At 69.6% G+C, this 26,052-nt stretch carries 23 protein-coding genes; 9 read left to right on the top strand and 14 right to left on the bottom strand.

Translation table 11 applies throughout. From position 1 onward, the window contains the following. The first annotated feature begins 35 nt into the window (after positions 1–35). On the top strand, positions 36–707 hold the full coding sequence (locus AC07OA_RS06995; RefSeq protein WP_494663069.1) for a spermidine synthase: 672 nt from the start codon (positions 36–38) through the stop codon (positions 705–707). On the opposite strand, the gene smpB is transcribed toward AC07OA_RS06995, so the two are convergent. Continuing rightward, positions 704–1,162, bottom strand: coding sequence for an SsrA-binding protein SmpB (gene smpB / locus AC07OA_RS06990; protein WP_494663068.1), 459 nt, complete (start codon positions 1,160–1,162; stop codon positions 704–706). The genes AC07OA_RS06995 and smpB overlap by 4 nt on opposite strands. Beyond that, the gene (gene dapA, locus AC07OA_RS06985) at positions 1,162–2,046 is read right to left on the bottom strand and encodes a 4-hydroxy-tetrahydrodipicolinate synthase (protein ID WP_494663067.1); all 885 of its coding nucleotides are present in this window, start codon (positions 2,044–2,046) and stop codon (positions 1,162–1,164) included. Before dapA ends, smpB begins: the two co-directional genes overlap by 1 nt. Before the next feature lie 261 nt (positions 2,047–2,307). Between dapA and AC07OA_RS06980 the strand changes: the two genes are divergently transcribed. After that, on the top strand, positions 2,308–4,482 hold the full coding sequence (locus AC07OA_RS06980; protein WP_494663066.1) for a transglycosylase SLT domain-containing protein: 2,175 nt from the start codon (positions 2,308–2,310) through the stop codon (positions 4,480–4,482). Here the strand turns inward: AC07OA_RS06980 and AC07OA_RS06975 are convergent. Genes AC07OA_RS06975 through AC07OA_RS06960 form a run of 4 tightly spaced genes read right to left on the bottom strand, consistent with a single transcriptional unit; the run spans position 4,479 to position 7,669 of the window. After that, positions 4,479–5,249: an ABC transporter ATP-binding protein gene (locus AC07OA_RS06975; RefSeq protein ID WP_494663065.1), complete on the bottom strand. Its 771-nt coding sequence runs from the start codon at positions 5,247–5,249 to the stop codon at positions 4,479–4,481. The genes AC07OA_RS06980 and AC07OA_RS06975 overlap by 4 nt on opposite strands. Continuing rightward, positions 5,246–6,286 carry a FecCD family ABC transporter permease gene (locus tag AC07OA_RS06970; protein ID WP_494663064.1) on the bottom strand — a complete coding sequence of 347 codons (1,041 nt, stop codon included), beginning with the start codon at positions 6,284–6,286 and terminating at the stop codon, positions 5,246–5,248. The genes AC07OA_RS06975 and AC07OA_RS06970 overlap by 4 nt, the downstream gene beginning before the upstream one ends. Beyond that, on the bottom strand, positions 6,229–7,029 hold the full coding sequence (locus AC07OA_RS06965; RefSeq protein WP_494663063.1) for an ABC transporter substrate-binding protein: 801 nt from the start codon (positions 7,027–7,029) through the stop codon (positions 6,229–6,231). Before AC07OA_RS06965 ends, AC07OA_RS06970 begins: the two co-directional genes overlap by 58 nt. Before the next feature lie 4 nt (positions 7,030–7,033). Then, entirely contained in the window at positions 7,034–7,669 is a 636-nt protein-coding gene (locus AC07OA_RS06960) for a TetR/AcrR family transcriptional regulator (RefSeq protein WP_494663062.1), read from the bottom strand. A 315-nt stretch (positions 7,670–7,984) separates the two neighbouring features. On the opposite strand from AC07OA_RS06960, the gene AC07OA_RS06955 reads away from it, so the two are divergent. From AC07OA_RS06955 to AC07OA_RS06945, 3 genes are read left to right on the top strand one after another with little or no spacing between them, the layout of a single operon-like run. Continuing rightward, positions 7,985–9,301 carry a glycosyltransferase family 2 protein gene (locus tag AC07OA_RS06955; protein ID WP_494663061.1) on the top strand — a complete coding sequence of 439 codons (1,317 nt, stop codon included), beginning with the start codon at positions 7,985–7,987 and terminating at the stop codon, positions 9,299–9,301. Positions 9,302–9,318: 17 nt separating this feature from the next. Further along, positions 9,319–10,221 carry an RsmD family RNA methyltransferase gene (locus AC07OA_RS06950; RefSeq protein WP_494663060.1) on the top strand — a complete coding sequence of 301 codons (903 nt, stop codon included), beginning with the start codon at positions 9,319–9,321 and terminating at the stop codon, positions 10,219–10,221. 5 nt (positions 10,222–10,226) lie between these two features. After that, positions 10,227–11,018: a TrmH family RNA methyltransferase gene (locus AC07OA_RS06945; protein ID WP_494663059.1), complete on the top strand. Its 792-nt coding sequence runs from the start codon at positions 10,227–10,229 to the stop codon at positions 11,016–11,018. A 45-nt stretch (positions 11,019–11,063) separates the two neighbouring features. Here AC07OA_RS06945 and AC07OA_RS06940 read toward each other — a convergent pair whose 3' ends face one another. The 3 genes from AC07OA_RS06940 to ligA form a co-directional block, all read right to left on the bottom strand. Beyond that, positions 11,064–11,483, bottom strand: a complete 420-nt coding sequence (locus AC07OA_RS06940) for a DUF2147 domain-containing protein (RefSeq protein ID WP_494663058.1) — start codon at positions 11,481–11,483, stop codon at positions 11,064–11,066. Positions 11,484–11,568: 85 nt separating this feature from the next. Next, positions 11,569–12,174, bottom strand: a complete 606-nt coding sequence (locus tag AC07OA_RS06935; RefSeq protein ID WP_494663057.1) for a 3'-5' exonuclease — start codon at positions 12,172–12,174, stop codon at positions 11,569–11,571. Further along, a complete protein-coding gene (gene ligA, locus AC07OA_RS06930; RefSeq protein ID WP_494663056.1) occupies positions 12,174–14,525 on the bottom strand; it encodes an NAD-dependent DNA ligase LigA in 2,352 nt (783 codons plus the stop codon). The genes AC07OA_RS06935 and ligA overlap by 1 nt, the downstream gene beginning before the upstream one ends. Positions 14,526–15,502: 977 nt before the next feature. Here ligA and AC07OA_RS06925 point away from each other — a divergent pair. After that, complete coding sequence (locus tag AC07OA_RS06925) at positions 15,503–16,627, top strand: acyltransferase family protein (RefSeq protein WP_494663055.1); 1,125 nt, start codon at positions 15,503–15,505, stop codon at positions 16,625–16,627. Positions 16,628–16,663: 36 nt separating this feature from the next. Then, the gene (locus AC07OA_RS06920; protein ID WP_494663054.1) at positions 16,664–17,074 is read left to right on the top strand and encodes a hypothetical protein; all 411 of its coding nucleotides are present in this window, start codon (positions 16,664–16,666) and stop codon (positions 17,072–17,074) included. Positions 17,075–17,076: 2 nt separating this feature from the next. On the opposite strand, the gene recN is transcribed toward AC07OA_RS06920, so the two are convergent. The 3 genes from recN to lpxC form a co-directional block, all read right to left on the bottom strand. Beyond that, entirely contained in the window at positions 17,077–18,771 is a 1,695-nt protein-coding gene (recN, locus tag AC07OA_RS06915; RefSeq protein ID WP_494663053.1) for a DNA repair protein RecN, read from the bottom strand. 127 nt (positions 18,772–18,898) lie between these two features. After that, on the bottom strand, positions 18,899–19,864 hold the full coding sequence (locus AC07OA_RS06910; RefSeq protein ID WP_494663052.1) for an outer membrane protein assembly factor BamD: 966 nt from the start codon (positions 19,862–19,864) through the stop codon (positions 18,899–18,901). Positions 19,865–20,018: 154 nt separating this feature from the next. Beyond that, positions 20,019–20,915 (bottom strand): UDP-3-O-acyl-N-acetylglucosamine deacetylase, encoded by an 897-nt coding sequence (gene lpxC, locus AC07OA_RS06905; protein WP_494663051.1) that lies wholly within the window; start codon positions 20,913–20,915, stop codon positions 20,019–20,021. Between the two features lie 292 nt (positions 20,916–21,207). Here lpxC and AC07OA_RS06900 point away from each other — a divergent pair, with 292 nt between their 5' ends. Together AC07OA_RS06900 and AC07OA_RS06895 are read left to right on the top strand one after the other, a co-directional pair. Continuing rightward, positions 21,208–23,340, top strand: coding sequence for a prolyl oligopeptidase family serine peptidase (locus AC07OA_RS06900; RefSeq protein WP_494663050.1), 2,133 nt, complete (start codon positions 21,208–21,210; stop codon positions 23,338–23,340). 60 nt (positions 23,341–23,400) lie between these two features. Next, positions 23,401–24,462, top strand: a complete 1,062-nt coding sequence (locus tag AC07OA_RS06895; protein WP_494663049.1) for a hypothetical protein — start codon at positions 23,401–23,403, stop codon at positions 24,460–24,462. A gap of 142 nt (positions 24,463–24,604) precedes the next feature. Here the strand turns inward: AC07OA_RS06895 and AC07OA_RS06890 are convergent, their stop codons facing one another. Together AC07OA_RS06890 and AC07OA_RS06885 are read right to left on the bottom strand one after the other, a co-directional pair. After that, positions 24,605–25,348, bottom strand: coding sequence for a squalene/phytoene synthase family protein (locus AC07OA_RS06890; RefSeq protein ID WP_494663048.1), 744 nt, complete (start codon positions 25,346–25,348; stop codon positions 24,605–24,607). An 83-nt stretch (positions 25,349–25,431) separates the two neighbouring features. Further along, complete coding sequence (locus AC07OA_RS06885) at positions 25,432–26,046, bottom strand: urate hydroxylase PuuD (RefSeq protein ID WP_494663047.1); 615 nt, start codon at positions 26,044–26,046, stop codon at positions 25,432–25,434. Positions 26,047–26,052: the final 6 nt, after the last annotated feature.

The following is a 26,052-nucleotide window of genomic DNA, read 5'->3' as shown; positions in this document are numbered from 1 at the left end:
GCGACGTGACCCAAGTTCCTGGACAACGACCTCTCATGATCCCCTGGCAGCACCTGGACACCGCCAAGGTCCCCGGCGACGGCGGCGAACTGAAGCTGATGCGGCGCGGGACCGAGTATTCGATCATGGCCGGGCCGATCGAGCTGATGAACAGCCGGCTCAGCGGCTCGGAAGAGGCCATGGCCACCCTGGCCTTCGAGCGTATCGGCCGGCGCCCCAAGGCGCGCGTCCTGATCGGCGGGCTGGGCATGGGCTTCACCCTGCGCGCCGCCCTCGCCACCTTCGGACCGGACGCCCGGATCGTGGTGGCAGAACTGGTGCCGGCCGTCGTGGCCTGGGCGCGCGGTCCGCTGGGCGATCTGCACGGGACCAGCCTCGACGACCCGCGCGTATCCCTCCACCAGGGCGACGTCGGCGAGGCGATCCGCGCCGAGGCCGGCGGCTACGACGCCATCCTGCTGGACGTCGACAACGGACCCGGCGGCCTTTCCCGCAAGGAAAACGACGGCCTCTACAGCCGCAAGGGCCTGGCCGACGCCAAGGCCGCCCTGCGTCCCGGCGGTGTGCTGGAGGTGTGGTCCTCGACCCGCGACAACGGCTTCACCCAGCGCCTGAAGCAGGCCGGCTACGCGGTCGAGGAGATCGGCGTGCGCGCCCACAAGGGACGCGGCGCGCGGCATGTCATCTGGATGGCGACGCGGGGTTAGTCCCCGCGATCGCCCTTCATCAGCCGCGCCTTGTCGCGCTGCCAGTCGCGCTCGGCCGAGGCCTCGCGCTTGTCGTGGGCCTTCTTGCCCTTGGCCAGGCCGATCTCCAGCTTGGCCAGGCCCTTGTCGTTCCAATAGAGCTTCAGCGGCACCAGGGTGCGGCCGTCGCGCTGGACCGCGCCGATCAGCTTGTCGATCTGCTTGCGATGCAGCAGCAGCTTCCGGTGCCGGCGCGGCTCGTGGTTGAAGCGATTGGCATGGCCATAGGGCGGGATGTCGGCGTTGATCAGCTTGATCTCACGGCCTTCCACCGAGGCATAGGACTCCGCGATGTTGGCCCGTCCCACGCGCAGCGACTTCACCTCGGTGCCCGTCAACATCAGCCCGGCTTCGACCGTCTCCTCGATGAAGTAGTCGAACCGCGCGCGGCGGTTCTCGGCGATCGGCTTGGTCATCAGACCAGACCCGCCTCGCGCATCGCGTCCAGGATCGCCGGCTTGACCGAGTCCGCGCAGGCCGAGATCGGCAGGCGCACATCGGCTTCGCACAGGCCCAGGTGGGCCATGGCGAACTTGGTCGGCGACGGCGAAGCGTCAAGGAACAGCGCCTTGTGCAGGCGCACCAGGCGATCCTGCCAGTAGAGAGCGGTCTCCCACTCCCCGCCCAGGGCGGCGTTGATGAAGGTGGCGCAGGCGTCGGGGGCGACGTTGGAGGTCACCGAGATCACCCCGTGGCCGCCGTGGGCCACGTAGCCCAGAGCCGTGGGATCGTCGCCCGACAGCATCACCCAGTCCGGACCGCAGAGGACCCGCTGCATGCTGGCGCGCGTCAGGTCGCCCGTGGCGTCCTTGATGCCGATGATGTTGGGCAGCTTCGACAGCCGCTCCAGCGTCTCGTTGGTGATGTCCGAACCGGTGCGGCCGGGCACGTTGTAGACCAGCACCGGCAGTTGCACGGCGTCGTTGATGGCCTTGAAGTGCTGGTAGACGCCCTCCTGGCTGGGCCGCACGTAGTAAGGCGACACCACCAGGGCCGCGTCGGCGCCCACCGCCTTGGCGTGGGCCACGAGTTCGATGGCCTCGGCGGTCGAGTTGGAGCCGGCGCCGGCGATCACCGGCACGCGGCCCCGCGCGGTCTGCACGCACAGCTCGACCACGCGCTTGTGCTCGTCATGCGACAGGGTCGCCGTCTCGCCGGTGGTGCCCACCGGCACCAGCCCATGCACCCCGCCGGCGATCTGGCGCTCGACCAGGGCCACGAAGGCTTTCTCGTCCACCGCGCCGTCGCGGAAAGGCGTGACCAGCGCCGGAAGAACGCCCTTGAACGGAGAATGAGCCATGACTTGCAATTTGCCGTGAGAAACGCGCCGCGACGGTTGCGGCCTGAGGATGGGGGCGGACAATATGTCTCGCCCCCCATGTCCCGCAACAGCCCGTGACGCTTTGCTGTGATTTGGGGACGTTTCGGTGGGGGTCAATTCCCCGCGAAGCGGTCTATACCTGCCCGACAAGGGTCGCCGCGCCGCAAATCGGCCCTTCGGATATCCGAGAACGGCGAGAATACCGCCCCCACGGGGCAGAGAATCGAAGGAGGCGACGTTTTGGCGTCAGGGTTGGGTCGGGTCTTGCTGGGCGGAAGCGCCACGGTGGCGCTGTGCGGAATCGCGCTTTTCGGGGTCGCGATCGCCCAGGATACGGCCGACCTGCCCAGCGCGCCCCAGCCCTATACCGGCTCGGCCACGCCGCGCGGCCTGATCACCACGCCGCCCACCGCCACCTACGCCACGCCCGCCGAGGCCGACGCCGCCAATCTGCGCACGGCCGTCACCAGCCGCGACCCGGCCACGATCCGCATGGCGATGTCCAGCATCCAGGACCCGCTGTCGCGCAAGATCGCCCTGTGGGCCCTGGTCGACGCCGGGGCCGAGAGCATGAGCTTCTTCGAGCTGGACCAGGCGCGCCGCGACCTTTCGGGCTGGCCCCGCGCCACCCGCCGCGAGAACGCCGCCGAGAAGGCCCTGGTCTCGTCCGGTCTCGACGCCGAGCGCATGATCGCCTGGTTCGGCGGCCGCGACCCGCAGACCGCCGAGGGGGCCATGTCCCTGGCCGCCGCCTATCAGGCCGCCGGCCGCAGCGGCGACGCGACCAAGCTGATTCGCCGCTTCTGGCGCGACCAGGTGTTCGAACTCGACACCCAGCGCGGCATCCTGGCCCGCTTCGGCGCCCTGTTGACGCCGGACGATCACGTCCGTCGCGCCGACATCCTGCTGTACGGCGCCCAGGGGCCGGCCGCGCGGGACATGATCACGCTGCTGCCGTACGACCAGCAGTCCGCCGCCCAGGCCCGCATCGCCTTCCGCTCGAACGCGGCCAACGCCAACACGCTCTACGCCGCCCTCGGCCCGGCACAGCAGGCCCAGCCCGGCGTCGTCTTCGAGCGCGCGGCCTATCTGCGCCGCAAGGGGCTCGACACCCTGGCCCTGCCGCTAGTGAGTCAGTTCCCCGCCCCGCCGCCGACCGAGGAGGCCTCTTCGGCGATCTGGCGCGAGCGCAAGCAACTGGTGGTCTCGGCCCTGAAGGCCGGCGACAACACCGGCGCCTACGCCGCCGCCAACGCCCGCCTGAAGGCCGGCTCCGACGCCGCCGAAAGCGAGTTCTACGCCGGCTGGATCGCCCTGGCCCGGCTGAAGAACGCCGACCTGGCAGCCGATCACTTCGCCCGCATCGCCGAGATCGGCGCCTCGCCGATCACCCGCGGCCGCGCCCTCTACTGGCAGGGCCGCGCGGCCGAGGCCCAGGGCGACCGCATCGCCGCACAGGCCTTCTATGCCGAGGGTGGGCGCTACATCACCACCTTCTACGGCCAGCTGGCCGCCGAGAAGGCCGGGATCACCGAGATCCGGCTCGACAAGGATCCGACGATCACCCAGGCCGACCGCGCCCGCTTCGAGGGCCGGGAGCTGGTCCGCGCCGTGCGGACCCTGATGGCCGTCGGCGCCCGCGACCAGGTGCGGGTCTTCGTGCTCTACATCGACGACCAACTGCCCAGCGCCGAGGAAGAGGCCCTGCTGGTCGACCTGGCGCGCAACTACGGCGACCAGGACCTGGCCATGCGCGCGGTCCGCACCGCCGCCCAGCGCGGCTTCACCCTGCCCGAGCGCGGCTACCCGCTGCTGGACCACCTGTTCACCCCGGCTCCGGGCGCGGCCGAGACAGCTTTCGTCTATTCGATCTCGCGCCAGGAGAGCAATTTCGACCCCAACGCCCGCTCCGGCGTCGGGGCGCGCGGCATGATGCAGCTGATGCCTTCGACGGCGGCCCTCGTCGCGCGGCAGATCGGCGAGAGCTACAGCGCCGACCGCCTGTCGGACCCGTTCTACAACATGCGCCTGGGCTCGACCTATCTGGGCAGCATGGTCAGCAACTTCAGCGGCTCCTACATCATGGCCTCGGCGGCCTACAACGCCGGCCCGGGACGCCCGGCCCAGTGGGCCACCCTGTGCGGCGACCCGCGCGGGGCGGCCACCGATCCGCTGGACTTCATCGAGTGCATCCCGTTCTCGGAAACCCGCAACTATGTGATGCGGACCCTGGAGACGACCATGGTGTACCGCGCCCGACTGAACGGCGGCGTCGCGCCCCTGACCCTGTCCAGCGACCTCAAGCGCGGCGGCTACAGCTATGCGACGTCGGCCAGCGCGACGACCGGCGCCTTGCCGCCAATCGGCGGCGCGCCGGCTATCCCGCAGGGCGGCTACGTGCCGGGCACGCGCTAAGCCGGATTGGCGGACGAGCGCCGCACCGCCACGATCAGTCCGGCCGGCGTCTCGATCAGCGCGCCGTCCAGCTTGAACACCGTCTTGAGCACCCGGGGCGACAGGGCATCGGCCGGCGGCCCGTCCGCCGCCACGCGGCCGTGGTCCAGCACCAGCACGCGGTCGCAGGACCGCGCCGCCAGGCCCAGGTCGTGCAGGGTGACGACCACCGCCGCCCCGGCGGCCGCCTCGGCGCGCAGCAGGTCCAGGGTCAGAAGCTGGGCGTCCGGGTCCAGGCCCGCCACCGGCTCGTCCGCCACCAGCAGCGGCGCGCGGGTGGCCAGCAGGCGCGCCAGCAGCACCCTCGCCCGCTCGCCGCCCGACATGTCCAGCACGCCGCGCTCGGCCAGCTCGGAAACCCCGACCCGGTCCAGCCGGTCCCGCGCCACCGCCAAGGCTTCGCCTGGCGGGAGGTCGGGCGCGCCCAGGGCGGCGACGTCCAGGGCCGGCAGGTTCCAGGCCAGGCGGCGCTCCTGCGGCAGGTAGCCGACCAGCCGGGCGCGCTCGACAGGATCGAGGCCGCCCACCGGACGGCCGGCCAGCAGCGCCCTGCCCGCCTCCAGCGGCATCAGCCCCAGTCCGGCCCGCAGCAGGCTGGTCTTGCCCGCGCCGTTGGGTCCGACCACGCCCAGGACCTCGCCCGGAGCGACCGTCAGATCGGCGCCGTCCAGAACGCGAGCCTTGCCGCGACGGGCCTTGAGGCCTTCCAGGATCCAGGCGGCGCTCACGACCGCCAGCTCCGCGCCGCGCGCCAGGCCAGGAGCGCGAAGACCGGCGCGCCGAACAGGGCGGTGACGACGCCCAGTTTCAGCTCCTGTTCGGTCGGGATCACCCGCGCGGCCAGATCGGCGGCGACCAGCAGCAGCGCGCCCGCCAGGGCCGAGGGTCGCAGGATCCGGCCCGGATCGTCGCGCACGGCGGCCCGCACCAGATGCGGCGCGGCCAAGCCGACGAAGCCGATCACCCCCGCCGCCGCGACTGAGGCCCCAGCCAGCAGGGCCGAGCCCGCCACCGCCGCCACCCGCAGCCGCGCCATCGGCAGGCCGGACATCTGGGCCGCCTCCTCGCCTAGGGTCAGCATCCGCAGCCCCTTGGCCGCATAGAAGCAGAGCGCGGCGCCGACCGCCATCGGCGGCAGGGCGCGCAGGATGTCGGTGAGGTCGCGGTTCTCGACCGAACCCATCAGCCAGGCCAGCACCTCGGCGATGGCCACCGGCGAAGGCGACAGGTTGAAGACCAGGGCCGTCAGCGCTCCGGCGAAGGCCGACAGGGCCACGCCGAACAGGATCAGCACCTCCGGCTCGCGGAACCGCGCCGCCAGCCCGACCACCGCCGCGCCGGCCGTCAGCGCTCCGGCCAGGGCGGCCAGCTCGATCGCGCCCGGGAAGGCCGCCAGCCCGCCGGCGATGGCCAGGGAGGCTCCAAGGCCCGCCGAGGCCGAGACGCCCAGCACGCCAGGCTCGGCCAGAGGATTGCGCAGCAGCCCCTGCATGGTCGCGCCCGCCAGGCCCAGGCCCGCCCCCACCAGGGCGGCCATCAGCACGCGCGGCAAGCGGATGGCCCACAGCACTTCGCCCGGCGGCGAGGCCGGATCGGTCAGGGCCTGATGGTACTGCAAGGCGCTCAAGGCGCTTTCGCCCAGACCGATGGCGACGACGGCAGCGACGATCAAACCCAGCAGCAGAAGAAGCTCGAGGCGTCGCGTGCTCATCGGGCCGCCTCCGCCAGGGCTCTGGCCCCATCGGCGGCGAACCAGGCCGAGCAACCCAGCATGGCGCCCGGCAGCGAGGCGATCACCCGTCCTTGCGTCGCCTGGCGCAGCGCCGCGTGGCGGCCTGGACCCCAGCGGTCGGCGCCGGCCCGGGTCAGGTCGAAGAAGCCCAGCACCACCGCCTTGGGCGGGTTCAGCACCAGTTGCTCAAGCGGCGCGGGCGAGAAATAGGGCTGGGTCGAGGCGTTGGTGAAGCCCGCGCCCTTCAGCATGGCGTCGATCATGGTGTTGGGGCCGGCGGTGTAGCCGCCCGGCGTCAGGTAGAAGGCGGCGCGCCCCCTGCCCGCCCCCGCCGCCCTGGCCAGGTCGGCGTCCATCCGCGCCAGCAGGGCCTCGCCCTCGGACCGGCGGTTCAGAGCCTCGGCGACCTGGCGGACATTGGCCCGCACGCCGTCGAAGTCGGTCGCGTCGCCCAGGCTGATCGTGCGCACCCCACGCCGGGTCAGGGCTGCCGTCAGCCGCGCGTCGCCGCCCCACTGCCGCACCACCACCTCGGGACGCGCGCCCAGCACCGCCTCCAGCGTCGTCCGCCGCTTGGGCAGACCCGCAGCCTTGGCTCGCAGGAAGGAATCCGGCGCACCGGCTCGCGGCGACACGCCCACGATGGTTTCGCGCGACGCCAGGGCCAGCACGTACTGGTCGGCGCAGGAATCCAGCGACATGACCCGTTGAGCCGCGGCGGGGCCCGCCAAGGCCGCCAAGCCGGCGACGAGACCGGCGAGCAAGGCGGCGCGCATGACGTCAGTCCGTGACCAGGCCGTGCAGCAGCCCGTCGAGCGTGACCTTCATCAGTTCCTCGCGCGGCGCCCAATCACGGTCGGGCATGGTGATCAGCAGCGAGACGATGCCGTGGCAGGCGGCCCACAGCACCTGGGCGGCGCTCTCGCCCGACCCGGTCCGCAGACGTCCGGCGGCGGCGATCTCGTGGATCGGGCCGCTGAACTCGGCGAAGCAGCGGTCGCCCAGCTCGGCGGTCGCGGCCTGCTTTTCCTTGGAGATCACGTCGCGCGAGCCGCAGAACACCAGCTGATAGGTGTTGGGATTGTCGAGGGCGAACTTCATGTACGCCTCGAGCATCAGCTTGACCCGCGCCACCGCGTCGATGGGGCGATGGGCGATGTCGACGTTCACGGCCAGAAGCTGGCCGATGGCGTCGTCGCTGATCTCCAACAGGATCTGGTCCTTGTCGCGAAAGTGCATGTAGAGGGCCGTCGAGGACACGCCCACGGCGTCGGCGATCTTGCGGATCGTCGCCCCGGCATAGCCCTCGGCGATGAAGATCTTCTCGGCCGCGGCCAGGATCTCCCCACGACGCAGATGCCCGTCCCCCTTGGGCTTGCGCGCAGACTTGTGCGGCTTCTTCAGCGCGACCGTCACGATATGGCGTTCCCCTGCCTAAATCCCCGAACCAGACACTAAACGGGAATCACACATCCATCGCAACATTCCAGGATTTGCCTGAAACGCGTGTTTTTATATTTGACACCTCAGGGTTGAAGATTCGCTAGTGCCCGCTGGATCCGACAGGCGCGGCGGGGGACGATGGCGCGAGAGGAACGAGATCAGCGCAGGCGGGTCCATGAGCCCGGCGCCGTTGGCGATATCCGAATCGAGACCCCGGCGCCAGGCGATCCGCCCCCGGCCCCGCCCTTGCCCGACGGCGCGCATCGACGGCTGTCCAGGGCACAGGGCGTGGGACTGGCCCTTCTGGCGCTCATCCTAGTTATCGCGGTGGCGATCCGCCCCCGGACGACTTGGGAAGCCCTTCACCTGGTGTTCTTCGCCGGCTTCATGGCCAATTCGCTGATCAAGCTGGCGGCGGCCTGCACGCCGCGCGCCCAAGTCGTGGTTCCCTCCCAGCCCGATCAGGACCTGCCCGCCTACACCGTGATCGCGCCCCTCTACCGCGAGGCTTCGGTCGCGGCCGAACTGGTGGCCAATCTCTCGAAGCTCGACTATCCGCGAGACCGGCTCCAGGTGCTGATCGCGCTGGAGGCCGGCGACCACGAGACCCAGGCGGCCTTCGCGTCGCTGGACCTGCCTGCCGGCTTTCAGGTGCTGATCGCCCCGCCCGGCAAGCCCCAGACCAAGCCTCGGGCCTGCAATGTCGCCCTGGAGCGCGCCCACGGCGACCTGGTGGTGATCTACGACGCCGAGGACGCGCCCGATCCCGGCCAACTCCGGGAGGCCGCCGCCCGTTTCGCCGCCGACGAGGACGGACGCCTGGCCTGCCTTCAGGCGCCGCTGCGCATCGAGCCCGATCCGCGTTTTCTGCCCGACCAGTTCGCCCTGGAATACGCGGTGCTGTTCGAGGTCTTCCTGCCGGCCCTGGCCCGCTGGCGACTGCCGTTTCCGCTGGGCGGCACCAGCAACCACTTCCGCGCCGAGGCCCTGCGCGCCGTCGGCGGCTGGGACGCCTACAACGTCACCGAGGACGCGGACATCGGCTTTCGCCTGGCCGCCCACGGCTACCAGCTGGGCGTGATCTCGCGGCCCACCTTCGAGACCGCGCCGACCTGCCTGAAGGCCTGGATCCCGCAGCGGGCCCGCTGGATCAAGGGCCACGTCCAGACCCTGGCCGTCCAGGCGCGAGGGCCGATCCTGCGCGATCCGCGCGGCCTGACCGCCCTGCTCCTGACCCTGGCCCTGTCGGTGGCGTCCTCGCACCTGCACGGACCGCTGCTGGTCTGGCTGGCGCTGAACTGGCTGGGCGCGGCCTACGACCTCTGCCCGCCCGTGCCCGTCCTCGACTGGATGCTGGTCTATTGCGGCTGGACCTGCACGGCCATCGCCGGCGCCGAGGCCCAGCGCCGCGCCGGCCACCGGCAAAGATACCTGCCGCTGTTCGGCGCGGTCCTCTACTGGCCGCTGCAGAGCATCGCGGCGACCAAGGCCCTTTGGCAGTTCGTCGTCGCCCCGTTTCACTGGGACAAGACCCCGCATACGCCGCGCGCCGCCAACCCTCTGCTGCCCCGGCTGCTGGCGCGGACTGGACGGGCCTTGCCCTGAGCGCGTATTGGCGGGGCATGGATCCGACTATCGCCGCCGCCCCCCTCGTCATGCGCACCACCGGCTGGGCCGACTACGCCCTGCTCGACAGCGGTCATGGCAAGAAACTGGAGCGCTACGGCCGCTACACCGTCGTGCGCCCCGAGCCGCAGTGCTTCTGGGCCCCGCGCCTGGACGCCAAGGTGTGGGACGCCGCCGACGCCGTCTTCGACCCGTCCGACGAGGACGAGGCCGGGCGCTGGCGCTTCAAGGGCCGCCCCCTGGAGAAGTTCGACCTGGCCTGGGGCCAGGCCAAGTTCCACGGCCAGTTCACGCCGTTCCGCCATCTGGCCTTCTTCCCCGAACAGGCCGCCAACTGGGCCTGGCAGGACCAGCGTGTCCGCGCCATCAAGGGAAAGCAGCCCAAGGTCCTGAACGTGTTCGGCTATACGGGTGTGGCCAGCCTGGTCTGCGCCGCCGCCGGCGCGGCCGTCACCCACGTGGACGCCTCCAAGAAGTCGGTCGGCTTCGCCCGCGAGAACGCCGCCTTCGCGGGCCTCGCCGACAGGCCGATCCGCTGGATCGTCGAGGACGCCCGCCGCTTCGTGGCCCGCGAGGTGCGGCGCGGCTCGCAATATGACGGCATCATCCTGGACCCGCCGAAGTTCGGACGCGGCGCCGACGGCGAGGTCTGGCGTCTGTTCGAGGACCTGGCCGAGCTGACCACGAACTGTGCCCAGATCCTGGCCCCCGACGCCTCGTTCCTGCTGATGAACGCCTATGCCGCCCGGGTCTCGGGAGCTGCGATGTCGGGCCTGCTGGCCCAGGAGTTGAAGGGACGCGGCGGGGTCATCGACTGGGGCGAACTGGCCCTGGTCGAGGAGAAGGGCGACCGCCAGATCGGCCTGTCGTTCTTCGCCCGCTGGGCTTCGGAAGGGTGACCGCCGTGAACGCCAAGACCGTCACCTCCCTGTCGAACAATACCGTCAAGGCCGTCCGCGCCCTGCATATGCGCAAGGAACGCGAGGAGAGCGGCCTGTTCCTGGCCGAGGGTCTGAAGATCGTCATCGAGGCGATCGACTGCGGCCATGCGCCCAAGATCCTGATGTACGGCCGCGACGCCGCCGACCATCCGATGCTGCAGAAGGCCAGCCAGGCCTGCCTGAAGGCCGGCGGCGAGGTGATCGAGGTCAATCGCGAGATCCTGGAAAAGGTCTCGCGGCGCGACAATCCCCAGGCCGTGGTCGGGGTGTTCAAGCAGGTCTACACGCCGCTTTCCGCCATCGTGCCGCAGAGCGCCCCGTGCTGGGTGGCCATGCAGGCCGTGCGCGATCCGGGCAACCTGGGCACCGTCATCCGCACCGCCGACGCGGCCGGATGCGGCGGGGTGATCCTGGTGGGCGACTGCGTGGACCCCTATTCGGTCGAGGGCGTGCGGGCCACCATGGGCTCGATCTTCGCTGTGAAGATCGCCAAGGCCTCCATCGCCGAGTTCCTGGCCTGGCGCGAGGAATGGCCGGGCAGCGTGGTCGGCACCCTGCTGACCGCCACGGTCGACCACAAGTCGGCCGACTATGTGAAGCCGTCTCTGATCCTGATGGGCAACGAGCAGCAGGGCCTGCCGCCCGAACTGGCCGCCGCGTGCGACGTCAACGTCAAGATCCCGATGCGGGGCCGGGCCGACAGCCTGAACCTGTCGGTGGCGACGGGGATCATGATCTATACGGTGACGGGGTAAGACGAGGCTGGGGACAGGCCCATGGGCCTGTCCCCGTTTGAATAACTACTTGATCCGCGTCCACTTCTCGGTCTTGCAGAGCGGGGCCACGATGCAGCCCTTCAGCTTCAGCTCGGTGGCCGAGAGCACGGTGATCGTGCCCGAATAGGTGCCGCCGTCGGCGGCGTTGTAGACCTTGCCGCCGGTCCACTTGGTGGGGCCGCCGGTGAAATCGTACAGCATCTGCATGTTCTTCAGCGGACGGGTGCGCAGCGACGCGTCCTTGTTCTTGGTGTCCTTGATCGCCGGATCGCTCTTGATGTGATCCGAGGTCACCAGCTTGCCGCACAGGCTGTTACCGCAGCGGCTGATCTCGACCTGGCCGCCGTTGGTCTGGGTCTGCCACAGGCCCGTCACGTCCTGGGCGAAGGCCGGGGCGGAGACGGAAAGGGCCAGGGCGGCGGTGGCGAGGAAAGGCAATTTCATGGGGTCACTCCCTGTTGTTGTCTCCTTCTAACGCGCGTTCGGCTGAACCGGCCATGAATTGATGGCCAAGTTCGAACAAGGCTCGTCAAAAGGCGCGCCGCCTCGGGCCCGGGCTGGAGCAGGTGGTGTAGCTGTCGGCGTTCAGCCGCCCGGCCACCATGCCGAGCTTTCCGGGCAGCTCGCGGATGTGCCCCGCCCCGGTCGCCTCGACCGCCGCCAGGGCCACGCTGCCGCAGGCATAGGCATCCTGGGCCGCGTCGTGGTGCTTGAAGTCCACGCCCAGAAAGCCGCAGACCGCGTCCAGCTTGGCCGAGCCCAGGCCTGGCCAAGTGTTCTTGGCCACCTGCACCGTGCAGATGTAGTCGAAGCACGGGAACGGCAGGCCGTAGAGCTCGCAGGTGCGCCGCATCACGCTGATGTCGAACGAGGCGTTGTGGGCGATCACCGTCGCCGCCTCGATCCGCGCCTGGAGCTTTCCCATCACCGCCGGAAACTCCTCGGCGTCCTCCACATCGGCCGGCCGGATGCCGTGGACGGCGATGTTCCAGCCCGAGAACCGCATGTCGATCGGGCGGATGTAGTGGTGCTCGACCTCCGTGATCCGCCCGTCCTCGATCCAGGCCAGGCCGATGGCGCAGGGGCTGGAGCGCTGCTCGTTGGCGGTCTCGAAGTCGATGGCGACGACGGGCATCAGCCGGCCACCATCGCCAGCCACTCGTCCTCGGTCATGACCTGAATGCCCAGTTCCGTGGCGGTCTTCAGCTTGGAGCCGGCGCCGGGACCGGCCACGACGAGATCGGTCTTCTTGGACACCGAGGAGGCGACCTTCGCCCCCAGTCCCTCGGCCTGGGCCTTGGCCTCGTCGCGGGTCATCTTCTCCAGCGAGCCGGTGAAGACGATGGTCTTGCCGGCCACGGCGGTGTCGGTCTTGGGCTTGGCCACCGCCTGGATGTCGAGCTCGGCCACCAGATTGGCGACCTTCTGGCGATTGTGTTCCTCGGCGAAGAACCGGGCCAGGGATTGGGCCGCCACCGGCCCCACCCCGTCGACGGCGGCCAGGTGCAGATAGTCGTCGCCAGGCGCGCCGGACGCGGCCGCCGCCAGCCCCTCGGCGAAGGCGTCCCAGGTTCCGTAGCGCTGGGCCAGGGCCGCGCGGGCCGGCTTGGTCAGCTTGGGCACGGCGTGGCCGATCTTGATCTCCAGGTCGGCGGCTTCCGGCCACGGATCGGCGACCAGCCCCCCTCGCCCCGCCTCGATCAGGACGTCCAGCGCCTTGGGACCCACGCCCTGGGCGGTGGACAGCGCCAGATAGGTTTCTCCCGGCAGGCCCCGGGCGGCGGCCTCGGCGGCGGCCTGCAGGTCCTCGAACCGGTCGAAGTTGCGCGCCAGCACGGTGGACGTCGTCTCGCCGATGTCGCGCGCGCCCAGGCCGTAGATCATGCGGTCCAGGCCGATGGTCCGCCGCGCCTCGATGCCGCGCACCAGGTTGGTGACCGAGGTCTCGCCATAGCCGTCGCGCTCACGAAGGGCGGCCAGCTTCTCCTCGTCCTTGGCCAGTCTGAAGATGTCGGCCGGCTCGTTGATCCAGCCCTCGTCGAAGAAGGCCTGAAGCTGCTTTTCGCCCAGGCCCTCGATGTCGAAGGCCCGGCGGGAAACGAAGTGGCGCAGATGCTCCACCCGCTGGAACGGACAGGCGAACTCGCCGGTGCAGCGACGCACGACGGACTCGACTCCGTTGGCGTTGATCTCGCGGGCCAGCGGCGTCTTCAGCGGGCATTCGCACAGGTGCTGGAATTCATAGACGGGCGGCGCCGGGTCCGGGCGGGCCGTCAGGTCGACCTCGACGATCTGCGGGATCACGTCGCCGGCGCGCTGGAGGACGACGGTGTCGCCGATGCGGACGTCCAGGCGGGCGATCTCGTCGGCGTTGTGCAGGGTGGCGTTGGTCACCGACACGCCGCCGACGGTGACGGGCTTCAGCCGCGCCACCGGGGTGTGGGCGCCAGTGCGGCCCACCTGGATGTCGATGGCCTCCAGGATCGTGCGGGCCTGCTGGGCCGGGAACTTGCGGGCGATGGCCCAGCGCGGCGAGCGCGAGACGAAGCCCAGGCGGCGTTGCTGCTCCAGGTCGTCGACCTTGTAGACGACGCCGTCGATGTCGAAGGCGAGCTTCGGCCGCATGTCCTCGAAGCGGGCATAGATGTCGAGCAGGCCCTGGGCGTCCTGCACCCGCTCGGCCGGCGGGGCGGTGGTGACGAAGCCCCATTCGCGCAGCTTCTCCAGCGCCTCCCACTGGCTGGCCGCGAAGCCGTCGCTGGTCAGGCCCCAGGCATAGCCGAAGAAGCGCAAGGGTCGCTGGGCGCTGATCTTGGGGTCGATCTGGCGCAGCGAACCGGCGGCGAAGTTGCGGGGGTTGGCGTAGGTGCGCTGGCCGGCCTCCAGGGCGGCGGCGTTGAACGCGGCGAAGGCCTCCAGCTCGACATAGACCTCGCCGCGTATCTCGATCACGTCGGGCCAGCCCGAGCCTTTGAGCTTGTGGGGGATGTCGGCGATGGTGCGCAGGTTGGCGGTGACGTCCTCGCCCACCCGGCCGTCGCCCCGCGTCGCCCCCTGGACCAGCACGCCCTTCTCGTAGCGTAGCGAGGCCGACAGGCCGTCGATCTTGGGCTCGGCGGTGTAGAACAGCGGCTCGGTGGCCGTCAGGCGCAGGAACCGGCGGATGCGGGCGTCGAAGTCGGTCGCCTCGTCGTTGGAGAAGGCGTTGTCCAGGCTCAGCATCGGCACGCCGTGCTCGACCGGCGAGAACTGCTCGGCCCGCGCCGCCCCCACCCGCATCGACGGCGAGTTCTCGCGGACCAGCTCGGGAAACCGGGCCTCGATGTCGAGGTTGCGGCGCTTGAGGGCGTCGTACTCGCCGTCGCTGATCGTGGGGGCGTCCCGCTGGTGATAGCGCAGGTCGTGCGCCGCCAGCTCGTCGGCCAGCCAGGCCAGTTCGGCATCGGCCTGGTCGTTGGTGAGGTCGGCGACGGGGATCTGGGACACGGGCGAATCCGAAGGCTGAGGCGGAGCGCAACCTAGCAGGCCGTCCGTTCGTGGGGGAGCATTTGGGAGACCAGTCGCGGCGACCACTTGCCCCCTTCGCGCCTTCGGCGCTCCTTCCCCCGTAGGGGGAAGAGGACGCGCGCTTTCCGTCCTCCGCCCCCTACGGGGGCGGACAGACCGCGAAGCGGTCAGGTGGGGGCAAGTGGGTGCGCTCTCACGCCTGCGGCTGTGAGAAGTGGGAAGGGTGCGAAGCGCCCGGGCCTCGCCCGGAGTAGCTTTGATGTTGATACCGTTTCGACGAAGTTCAGGCGCTTCGCGTGGAACCGTTATCCGGAAGCCTTCGGATCGCGGATTTTTAACCCGCTCCGATGGAGGCCCCCGACGGGCGGGATGCTGGCTGCATCCCGGACCGCAGAGGCGATTTCAGCCCCCGCCTGCCGCGTCCGCCGATCCTCCGCCGCCAGGGCTTCGTCTCACTAAGAGCACCTGCCCTGGACCGCCGCGAAGGCGTCACTGAAGACCACCGACGAGCGCTTCCCGCTCGACCACCCCTGAAAGCCGTTCGGTCGCCGGCCGGACGCCCTTCCCGTGCTTTCAGGTGAGATCAGGATACGAGAGGTCCGGAGAGTGGGGATAACTTAGCTCGAAAAACTTCAAGCGATTGAAATCGCTGAAGTCCGCTCGCTATCCGCTAGGGATAGAGCCTCGCTGATGGGGACACACGCATGCGTGTGTCCCCAGCCGTGGCCGCTGAATCGCCGGGGACATGCACTCACGGCAAGATCTTGCGAGATGATCAACGGCCATGGTGTGAGTGCGTGTCCCCACCTTCGATCACGGCGCCCGCCAGCCTCAGCGGACGACTTTGGGGACACGCACTCACCCCAACCGCCCTGCAAATCGGCTCACACTCTGCCGTGAGTGCATGTCCCCTCCTTGGCCCATCCCTTGCTGCGACAGGGGAAAGGAGCCGCCGCATGTCCCAAACCGCATCGCTTTCGCAGACCGGATCGCGCGGACTGTCCCGTGGCGGCACGCTGGACCTGCTGCGGTTCGTGGCGGCCCTGTTCATCGTGATCTATCACGTGGCCGAGCGCGCGCCGGTGTCGCTGTTCGAGATCCACCCCGCCCTGGGCCGCGGCTATCTGGCCACTGACTTCTTCCTGATGCTGTCGGGCTACGTCCTGGCCAAGACCTACGGCCCCCGCGTCCTCAGCCAGGGCGTGACCACGGCCGAGTTCCTCAAGCGCCGCATCCTGCGCATCTGGCCGCCGCACCTGGTGATGCTGGCCCTGTTCGTGGCTTTCGTGCTGGGGACCGCCGCCGTCGGCCTGGCCCCGCAGAACCCGCAGTGGTTCCAGTGGGACCAGCTGCTGCCGCAGGTCTTCCTGATGCAGTCGTGGTTCGTGCCCGGCCCGTCGGGCTGGAACATGCCGACCTGGACCCTGTCGGCCCTGATCGTCTGCTACGCCGGCTTCCCGGTCGCCTGGCGCGCCGTGGCCAAGGTCCGTTCGCCCTGGGCCACCCTGGCCATGGGCGTGGCCCTGTTCCTGGTCGTCGACTACGCCGCCAAGGCCGTCACCGGCATTCCCGGCCACCAGCTGCCGCTGCGTTTCGGCCTGGTGCGCGGCATTCCGCTGTTCGTGGTCGGCATGCTGGTCGCCCGGATGCCCACGACCATCGCGCCCCGCACCGCCGACCATCTGGCCATCGCCTCGGGCGTCGGCGTGGTGGCCCTGCAGGCCCTGGGCCGCTTCGACCACGCGAGCCTCGCCCTGCTGGGCCTGCTGATCTACGCCGCCGGCGCTTCGGGCGCGAAGGGCTGGGGTTGGACCGCCACGGCCGGCCGCCTGTCGTTCGCCCTGTTCCTGACCAACCAGCTGACCGCCGTTTCGTGGTTCGGCGCCCAGCACGTGCTGGCGGCCAAGCTGAACCTCTCCACGCCGATGCTGTGGCTGACCTGGGCCCTCGCCCTGCCCGTCTGCGTCGCCGCCGCCTGGCTGTTCGAGCGCTTCGTCGATGCGCCGTTGCAGGTGTGGGTGAAGGGCTGGTCGCGGCGGGAGCCCGCGCCGGATTCTCGCCGCACCGCCGTCGTCGTCTGACGAACGTCGCACAGCCATGCTAGGCTGACCGCGCTCATGAAAGCGACGGTCAGCAAACCCTGGTTTCGTATCGGCGTCGACGGCGCCGAGATTCTGGCCTGGCAAGGCTGGATGGCGTTCGGCGTCGCGGGCGGCGGCATGGCCGCGATCTGGCGCGCGACCAGCGCCCTTCCCCCGTTCCAGCAGTTCGCCCTGGTCGCCGTCTTTCTGCTCGTGGTCGGGGCCCTGATGCGACGCCGCGCGGTCGATGCGCCGGATGAAGACGACACGGGCCAGGAACCTTGGACCGACTGGCTGCCTGTCGCCGTCGCCATAGGCTTCGTGGTCGCCTTCAACCTCATCCCGCACATCGACGACGAGGCCGAGCGGATGGCGCTGACAGCCTTGGCGATGCTGCCAGCCGCCCTGGCCAAGTTCGTCATCGAGCGCCGGGAAGCGCGGCCCTAGCCTTACCCGATCAGCGCCTTGGCCGCCGCGCGCGCGGCTTCGGTGACCTCGGCCCCCGACAGCATGCGGGCGATCTCTTCCTGGCGTTGGGCGGGCGACAGCGGCTCCACCCGGGTGCGGATCGCCGCGTCGTCGCCGGACTTGGCGATGCGCCAGTGGGCGTCGGCCCGAGCGGCCACCTGGGCCGAGTGGGTGACCACCAGGACCTGGGCGTTGGCCGCGAGACGCTTCAAGCGCAGGCCCACCGCGTCGGCCACGGCCCCGCCGACGCCCTGGTCGACCTCGTCGAAGATCATCAGCGGCTGGGGCCCCTCGCGGCCCGCCAGGGCGGCCTTCAGGGCCAGGGCGAAGCGGGCCAGTTCGCCGCCCGAGGCGATGGCCTCCATCGGGCCGAACGGCGCGCCGGGATTGGTCGAGATCTCGAAGGCCACGCGGTCGGCGCCGGTGGGGCCGGCGCGGTCCTCGTCCAGCGGTTCGACGGCGACCCGGAACCGGGCCTTTTCCAGCTTCAGCGGCGACAATTCGGCCATCACCGCCTCGGCCAGGCGATCGCCGGCGGCGCGGCGCTCGGCCGACAGGGCTTGCGCGGCATAGAGATACCCGGCGCGGGCGTCGGCGGCCTCGCGCTCGGCGGCGGTCAGGGCCTCGCCCGAGGTCTCGATGGCCTGCAGCTTGGCGGCGAACTCGGCGCGCTTGTCGGGCAGCAGCTCGACGGCGACATTCAGCTTGCGGGCCATGCCGCGCAGGGCGAACAGGCGCTCCTCGGCCTTTTCCAGGCGGTCGGGCTCGAATTCGAAGCCCTCGGCGGCCGCGTCGATGGCGGCGGCGGCCTCCTGGGCCTCGACCAGGGCGCGGTCGACCGCCTCGCAGGCGGCGGCCAGCTTGGTGACGGCCGGACCGTCGGCGGGCGCGCCGGCCTGGATGGCCCGGTCCCGCGCGCGCTCCAGCGCCCGGAAGGCGGAGGCCAGCTTGCCCGACAGGGCGTCGCCGCCCAGGGCGTCGCTGGCGGCGGCGATGTCGGCCAGGGCCTTCTCGGCCGAACCCAGCAAGGCCCGCTCCTCGGCCAGGGCCGTCTCCTCGCCCTCGCGCGGATCCAGCCGATCCAGCTCGGCCAGGCGCAGGGTCAGTTCCTCGGTCTCGACGGCGGCGCGATCGGCCAGGTCGCGCAGGGCGGCGGCCTTCTCGCGGGCGGCGCGCCAACCGCTCCAGGCGGCGGCCACGGCCCCGACGCCCACCTGGCCGAAGGCGTCCAGCAGGGTGCGGTGGGTGCGGACGTCCAGCAGGCCGACGGTCTCGTGCTGGCCGTGGACCTCCAGCAGCAGGGCGCCCAGGTCCTTGAGCACGCCCACGCTGGCGGCCTGGTCGTTGACGAAGGCTCTGGAGCGGCCGTCGGGCGACAGCTGGCGGCGCAGGACCAGGTCCTCGTCGCGGGCGTAGTCCAGGCCCTTGTCGTCCAGATAGGCGAAGGCGGCGTGGTCGGCCGGCAGGGCGAAGATGGCCGTGGCGCTGGCGTGGCCGGCGGCTCCGCGACGAACCAGGCCCGCGTCGGCCCGCGCGCCGGTGGCCAGGCCCAGGGCGTCCAGGATGATCGACTTGCCCGCCCCGGTCTCGCCGGTCAGGGCGGTCAGGCCCGGCCCGATGGCCAGGTCCAGGCTCTCGATGAGCACGACGTCGCGGATGGAGAGACCGATCAGCATGGCGCGCAGGATCGCCGGGAATCACGGTTTTTCATAGAGGGCTTGTTCTCGTCACGTTCTCACAGGGCTTCGGGGCCGTCCGGAACGGAAAACGGGCCGATCCTGAAAGGATCGGCCCGCTTGAAATCTACATACCAAGGACGCCCATCACGCCGCCCTTTTTCTTCTTGGTCTCGCCCGGAGGCGCCAGGGTGGCGTCCTTGTCCTTGGTCAGGCGGTCCAGGAAGTTCTTCTTGTTGCCCGCCTTCAGCGGCTCGACGGCCGGCTTGAGGTTGTTGGCGGTCAGCAGCTTGTAGGCCTCAGCGTACCAGGGGTCGCCCGGGAAGTTGTAGCCCAGCACCGCGCCGTTGCGCTTGGCCTCGTCCAGCAGACCGATGGTCAGATAGGACTCGACCAGGCGATACAGGGCCTCGGGCGTGTGCGAGGTGGTCTGGTGGCGGTCGACCACGGTGCGGAAGCGGCCGATGGCCGCCAGGGTCTGGCCGTTCTTCAGATAGTAGCGGCCGATGGTCATTTCCTTGCCGGCCAGCTGGTCGCTGACCATGTCGATCTTCAGGCGGGCGTCCTGGGCGTATTCCGAGTTCGGATAGCGCTGGACCACGTCGCGCAGGGCCGCCATGGCCTGCTCGGTGGCGGCCTGGTCGCGGTTCACGTCGACGATCTGCTCGAAATAGCAGACGGCCTTCAGATAGTAGGCGTAGGAGGCCGAGGGGTTACCCGGATAGAGGCCGATGAAGCGGTCGGCGTCCGAGATGGCCTCATTGTACTGGTTGCCCATGTAGTGGGCGTAGCCGGTCATCAGAATCGAGCGGCGCGACCATTCCGAATAGGGGTGCTGGCGCTCGACCTCGCGGAAGTAGTCGACGGCCTCGTTCCAGTTGCCGCGGTCCAGACGGTTGGCGCCGGTCGAATAGAGCAGCTCCACCGGGCGCTCTTCATAGGCCAGGGTGGGCTTCTTCTGCTTGCCCGCGCAGGCGGAGATCGACAGGGCCACCAGCACGGCGGTCGCGACGGTAGCGGCCTGGCGTCCCGAGATATTACGAAGCACGGACTTTTCACCCTCGAAGCAAACGTGCGCCCCTGCGCCGTGCAAGGCTTCTACACCACGCCGTTGCGGGCGCAAATGGAAGCCGAGCCGTGACGAGGATACGCCCCAAGACGCATCCCCCGAGGAATCCGCCCAAACCCTACAGACATCGGCTTTTTGACCAAATCAGGTCGAAGGCCGACGCGTTCGTATCAGTTTGTCAGACGGCCTGCGCCAATTCCACCGAATGCGAGCGCACGCGCCAGGCCGAAGGGTCGGCGATCAGGGCGCGGACGATGGCGTTGTTCAGGCCGTGACCGGCCAGAACGCCCTCGAAACGGCCGATGATCGGCGCGCCCAGCACGTAGAGGTCGCCCACCGCGTCCAGCGCCTTGTGGCGTACGAATTCGTCGGGACGGCGCAGGCCCTCGGGGTTCAGCACGCGGTCGCCGTCGATGACCACGGCGTTCTCCATCGAGCCGCCGCGGGCCAGGCCGATGGCGCGCAGGGCCTCGACGTCGCGCAGGAAGCCGAAGGTGCGGCAGTCGGACAGCTCGGCGCGGAACGATTCCTCGTCGACGGCCAGGTCGACGCGCTGGCGGCCGATGGCCTTGCTGGAAAAGGCGATCTCGAAGGCCACCTCGAAGCGGTCGCACGGGGTCAGGCTGGCGGTCTTGTCGCCCTCCTCCACCGTCACCGGGGCCAGGATCTCGATATAGCGGCGCGCGGCTTCCTGCTTGCGGCGACCGGCGCGGTCCAGGATCTGGACGAAGGGCTCGGACGAGCCGTCCATGATCGGAATCTCGGGGCCGTCCAGCTCGACCACGCAGTTGTCGATGGCCAGGGCCGCCAGGGCCGCCATCAGGTGCTCGATGGTCGAGACGCGCACGTCGGCGGCGTTGTTGATCACGGTGCCCAGCTGGGTCTGGCAGACGGCGTCGGGCTTGACCGGCACGCGGTTGTCGCGGTCGTGGACATCGGTGCGCACGAAGACGACGCCGGTGTCGACCGGCGCGGGACGCACGGCGACGCGCACGTGCGAACCGGTGTGCAGGCCCACCCCGGCGAAGATGACCGGTCCGGCGACCGTATGCTGAAAATATGCCGAAGCCGACACGCGTAGAGACCCTTATCTAACCGGCGGGGCGGCTCGTCCGACCGCCTTCTCGCCCCGCGTACCATTTAGGGACAATGCTGCGTCGCGGCAAAGCAAGTCCTGTTTCCGATTGTTACCTCCTTAGCGGCTTGTTTTTCATGGCTTTTTTCGACATTTTCCCGTCACTTTTTTGTCGCATTGCAACGCTTGGAGGGCACGGCGGCAAACTTCCGCGTTAGGTGTGGCCTCACGGGCACGCCCTCGCTAGGCTCCCGCGACTTTCCGGCGCCAACTTCTCCTGGATACTGTTTCGATGACCAAGACCTTGCGTATAGCCGCCTCCGCCATGGCCGTGTCCCTTGGGGCCCTCTCCCTGGCCGCCTTCGCCGTCGCGCCGAGCGCCCTGGCGCAGGGTCGCGGCTTCACCGCCAAGGACATGGTCCAGCTGGAGCGGATCAGTGATCCGCGCGTCTCGCCCGACGGCCGTTACGTGGTCTACAGCGTGCGGACGATGGACCTGCCGGCCAACAAGGCCTCGATGTCGCTGTGGGTCGCCGACCTGAAGGCCAAGATGCTGCCGCGCCGGCTGGCGGTGTCGGACGGCGGCGCGTCCAGCCCGCGCTGGTCGCCGGACGGCAAGGGCCTGTACTTCGTCTCGGGACGGACGGGCGGCCTGGACCAGGTCTATCGCACCGACGCGGCCGGCGAGACGGCCGTCCAGGTGACCAAGGCCCCGTTCGACGTCGGCGCCTACAAGATCGCTCCGGACGGCAAGACCATCGTCATCTCCCAGGCCGTGTTCCCCGATTGCGACACCCTGGACTGCACCAAGGACAAGCTGGCCGCCAAGGGCGCGCTGAAGACCACCGGCGTGGTCTACGACAAGCTGTTCATCCGCCACTGGGACCAGTGGAACGACGGCCTGCAGAACCATCTCTACGCCCTGAAGCTGGACGAGGCCGGAATCGCCACGGGCGCGCCGGTGGCCCTGATGAACGGCTTCAACGGCGATACACCTACCAAGCCTTTCGGCGGCGACGAGGACTTCAGCATCACGCCCGACAGCAAGACCCTGGTGTTCTCGGCCAAGCCGGCCGATCGCGAGGAGGCGTGGAGCACCAACTACGATCTGTGGCGCGTGCCGCTGGACGGCTCGCAGAAGCCCGTCAACCGCACCGAGGCCAACAAGGCCTGGGACGCCCAGCCCAACTTCGCGCCCCAGGGCGGCATGGGCGCCTATCTGGCCATGAAGCGTCCAGGCTTCGAGGCCGACCGCTTCGCGATCATGGTGCGCGAGTACAATGACGCCAAGGATCCCAACGCCTTCACCGAGCGCGAGCTGACCAAGGGCTGGGACCACTCGGCCCAGTCGATCACCTGGAGCGCCGACGGCAAGACGATCTACACGACGGCCGAAGACACCGGCCAGACCAAGCTGTTCGCCGTCGACGTCAAGTCCGGCAAGGTCACCGCCCTGACCGGCGAAGGCCATGTCAGCGGCTTCAGCCTGGGCGGCGGGACGCTGGTCTACGCCCAGGACAACCTCAAGGGGCCAGCCCAGCTCTACGCCCTCTCGACCACGACGAAGAAACCCCAGCCGCCGATCAAGCTGACCAACAACAACGCCGAGGCCCTGAAGGACGTCGCCATGGGTGACGCCGAGCAGTTCAGCTTCCCCGGCTGGAACGGTGAGACCGTGCACGGCTACCTGGTCAAGCCGGCCAATTTCGATCCGGCCAAGAAGTACCCGGTGGCCTTCCTGATCCACGGCGGCCCGCAAGGGTCGTTCGGCAACCTCTTCCACTATCGCTGGAACGCCCAGACCTATGCCGGGGCCGGCTATGCCGTGGTGATGATCGATTTCCACGGCTCGACCGGCTACGGCCAGGCCTTCACCGACGCGATCAGCCAGCATTGGGGCGACCGCCCGCTGGAAGACCTGCAGAAGGGCTGGGCCTTCGCCACGTCCAAGTACGGCTTCTTGGACAAGGACCGCGCCTGCGCCCTGGGCGGCTCGTACGGCGGCTTCATGGTCAACTGGATCGCCAGCCAGTGGAAGGAACCCTGGAAGTGCCTGGTGAACCACGACGGCATCTTCGACAGCCGCTTCATGGGCTATTCCACCGAAGAGCTGTGGTTCAGCGAGTGGGAGAACGGCGGCCCGCCCTTCGCCCCCAACACCACCTACGCCAAGTTCAACCCCGCCGACCACGTGGCCGAGTGGAGCGTGCCGACCCTGGTGGTCCAGGGCGGCCAGGACTTCCGCGTGCCGCTGGAAGAAGGCATCGGCACGTTCACGGCCCTGCAGCGCAAGGGCGTGCCCAGCAAGCTCTTGTACTTCCCCAACGAGAACCACTGGGTGCTGAAGGCCCAGAACTCGATCCAGTGGCACGACGAGGTCCAGAAGTGGCTGGACCAGTGGACCAAGGGCGAGCAACCCAAGTAACACCCTTCTAAATTGCAGCCGTTCGCCCCTTCCGTTAGTTTGACAACGGAAGGGGCGTCCATGCTCAAGCTGATCCGCGCGATCTCCAAGGTCCTCACGCTGCAATCGCGCCTGGGCGGGCGCTTCGCCGAGGCCCGGGTGCTGGCGGCGGAGCTGGACCTGGACCTGACCGAGATCGCCCTGCGCCACGGCAGTCGCGGCCATGCCGAGAACGCCGAGGAGGAAGGCAACAGCCTGGCCGAGCGCCAGGAGAAGTTCGACCGCCTGAAACTGGGCTTCGACAGCGCCTATCCCAGCGAACAGATCGCCGCCGCCGTCGACCTGCGCAAATGGATGGTCCGCGACTATGGCTACGAGCGCCTGGTCTGGTTCGTGCCCCAGCTGCGCGAGCGCTACGCCCTGGCCATGGGCCCCAAGGGCAAGCTGGAGCCGATCCCCCAGGCCCCCGAGGGCGCCAGCCGCGCCGAGCTGGAGGCCGAGGCCCTGAGCCTGCTGGAACGGTTGAAGCTGCTCTACACCCTCAGCAGCGAGCGCGAGGTGCTGACGGGCCGGATGCGGCGCTGGGCCCTGGGCCTGCTGGCCGTGCTGTTCATCGCCCTGATGGTCACCCGGTTCATCCCCACCCTGATCCCGACCGGCGCCTTGCGGGAGTCGGTGAACGTGATCTCCAACTTCTCGCTGATCGCCTTCATCGGCGCGGCCGGGGCCATGGTCTCGGTGCTGCGGCGCACGGAGTCGGCGATGGAATCGGCCTCGTCCGAGATCGACCCGGTCCGCCAGGTCAGCGCGCTGAGCCAGGGCCTGACGGCGGTGTTCATCGCCGCGTTCGTGGGCATGTCGGTGTCGTTCGTGATGGTGGCCTTTTTCGCCAGCGGCCTGGTGCGCGAAGGCGCCATCGTCGGGGCCGGCGCGGCGTCGCTATTTCCGCAGATCGTGCCCTGCCGCTACGACTGCCCCATCAGCCTGGTCAATCGCGGCCTGATGTTCGCCGCGGCGGGGGACTCCGCCAAGATGATGGTCTGGGCGTTCATCGGCGGGTTTTCGGAACAACTGGTGCCGGACGTGCTGGATCGCCTGACGAAGGCGGCACGGCAGACGAAGAAGCCGTCGGAGGCGGCTTAGCGGTGGCCTGACGCCCCCTCCGTCACGTCGCTGCGCGACGCGCCACCTCCCCCGCTATGCGGGTGAGGAGGAAGCCGCGCTGATCTTCTCCTCCCCCGTGAAACGGGGGAGGTGGCGGGCGAAGCCCGACGGAGGGGGCGTCCTAGACCCGCCCTGTCGCCACCGCCCAGGTCAGCCGCATCTGCGTCTCCAGCGCGCTCAGCTCCCGCGCCCCGGTCTGCGCCACGGCCAAGGCCGCCGGGGCCGCCGCCGGAAACGCTCCGATCGGCAGGTCCTTGAGCTCCCCCCGCGCCTTGGCCCGCGCCGCGCGCACCCGCCGGGCCACGTCGCCTTGCGTCCAGTCCACGGGCAGCCGCTGGACCCCTGCCCGCTTCAGCCGCCACAAACCCGCCAGGCCGTAGGCCCTCGCCGCGCTCTGGACGGCGTGGGGATCGGCTTTGGGATCCAGTCGCCAGGCGGCCAGCATGGTCACAGCCCCGGCCGTGGCGTCGACATAGGCCAGCACCTCGGCTTCCGTCTCGAACGGCGCGGCGTCGAGATCCGCCATGCGGGCCTCGGCCATCTCGGCCAGAGCCTTCAGCGGATAGCCGGCGGCGGCCACGGCCTCGACGGTGGGATGCTTGCGGGCGGGCTTGCCGGCGACGATCTCGTCCATGGCCTCGCGCCACCAGGTCAGGCGGATCTCGCCCATCAGGGCGTTGCTGACCCCACCCGCCACCCGGGCCAGCTCGTAGTTGAAGGCGTAGAGGGCGATGACGTCGGCCCGCGCCTTGGGATCGGCGATGAAGCGGCTGGCCAGCCAGCGGTCGGGGTCCACGCGCCGAACCTGGGCGTCCAGGTCGGTGTCCGGGCCTTCGTTGCGGTGGGCGATGTCCAGCGAGGTCATGGGCGCGCCTTATGCGCCGCGTCGTGCAAAAGAAAAAGGCCCGCCTGGCAGGCGGGCCTTCTCCGGTCTCTCGGTTCGACGGATCAGCCGAACAGCGTCTGGTACATTGTCATGCAGGCCAGCATCGGGATGCTGAGCAGCGTGTTGATGCGCGAGAACAGCATGGCCATCTTGGCGGCCTTGGCCTTCGCGTCCGCGTCGACCTCGATGATGCCCAGGGCGCGCTTCTGGTTGGGCCAGATCACGCCCCAGACGTTCAGGAACATCACCGTGGCCAGCCACATGCCCAGGCCGATGAAGGTGAAGCCCATGTCGACGCCGCGCTCGTAGCCGTGCCAGAGGCCCAGGGTCGCGGCTTCGGCGAAGTAGCCCCGCGCGATGGCCAGGACCACGCCCATGATCCAGGTCGCCAGGGCGGCCCAGCGGAACCAGAACAGCGCTTCCGGCGCGATGTACTTGGTGACGGCCGGCTTCAGCTCGGCGGGGATCTGCGGCATCACCCGGATCTGCACGAAGTTGAAGTAGTACAGCAGCCCGATCCACAGGATGCCGAAGAACACGTGCAGCAGGCGGAATACGGCCTGCCAGTAGCCGGCGTCGAAGTGCGTCGGGCTGTGCCCGAAGCCGTAGACCACCACCAGCGCCAGGATGACGCTGAGGATGATGGTGTTGCGGAAGTTGGAAAGTAGCGCGGTCATGTCTTC

It is taken from the genome of Caulobacter sp. GW821-FHT09B08 (genome assembly GCF_059418225.1).
The sequence above is the reverse complement of the archived record's forward strand: the minus strand, read 5'-3'. Positions and strand labels throughout refer to the sequence as shown.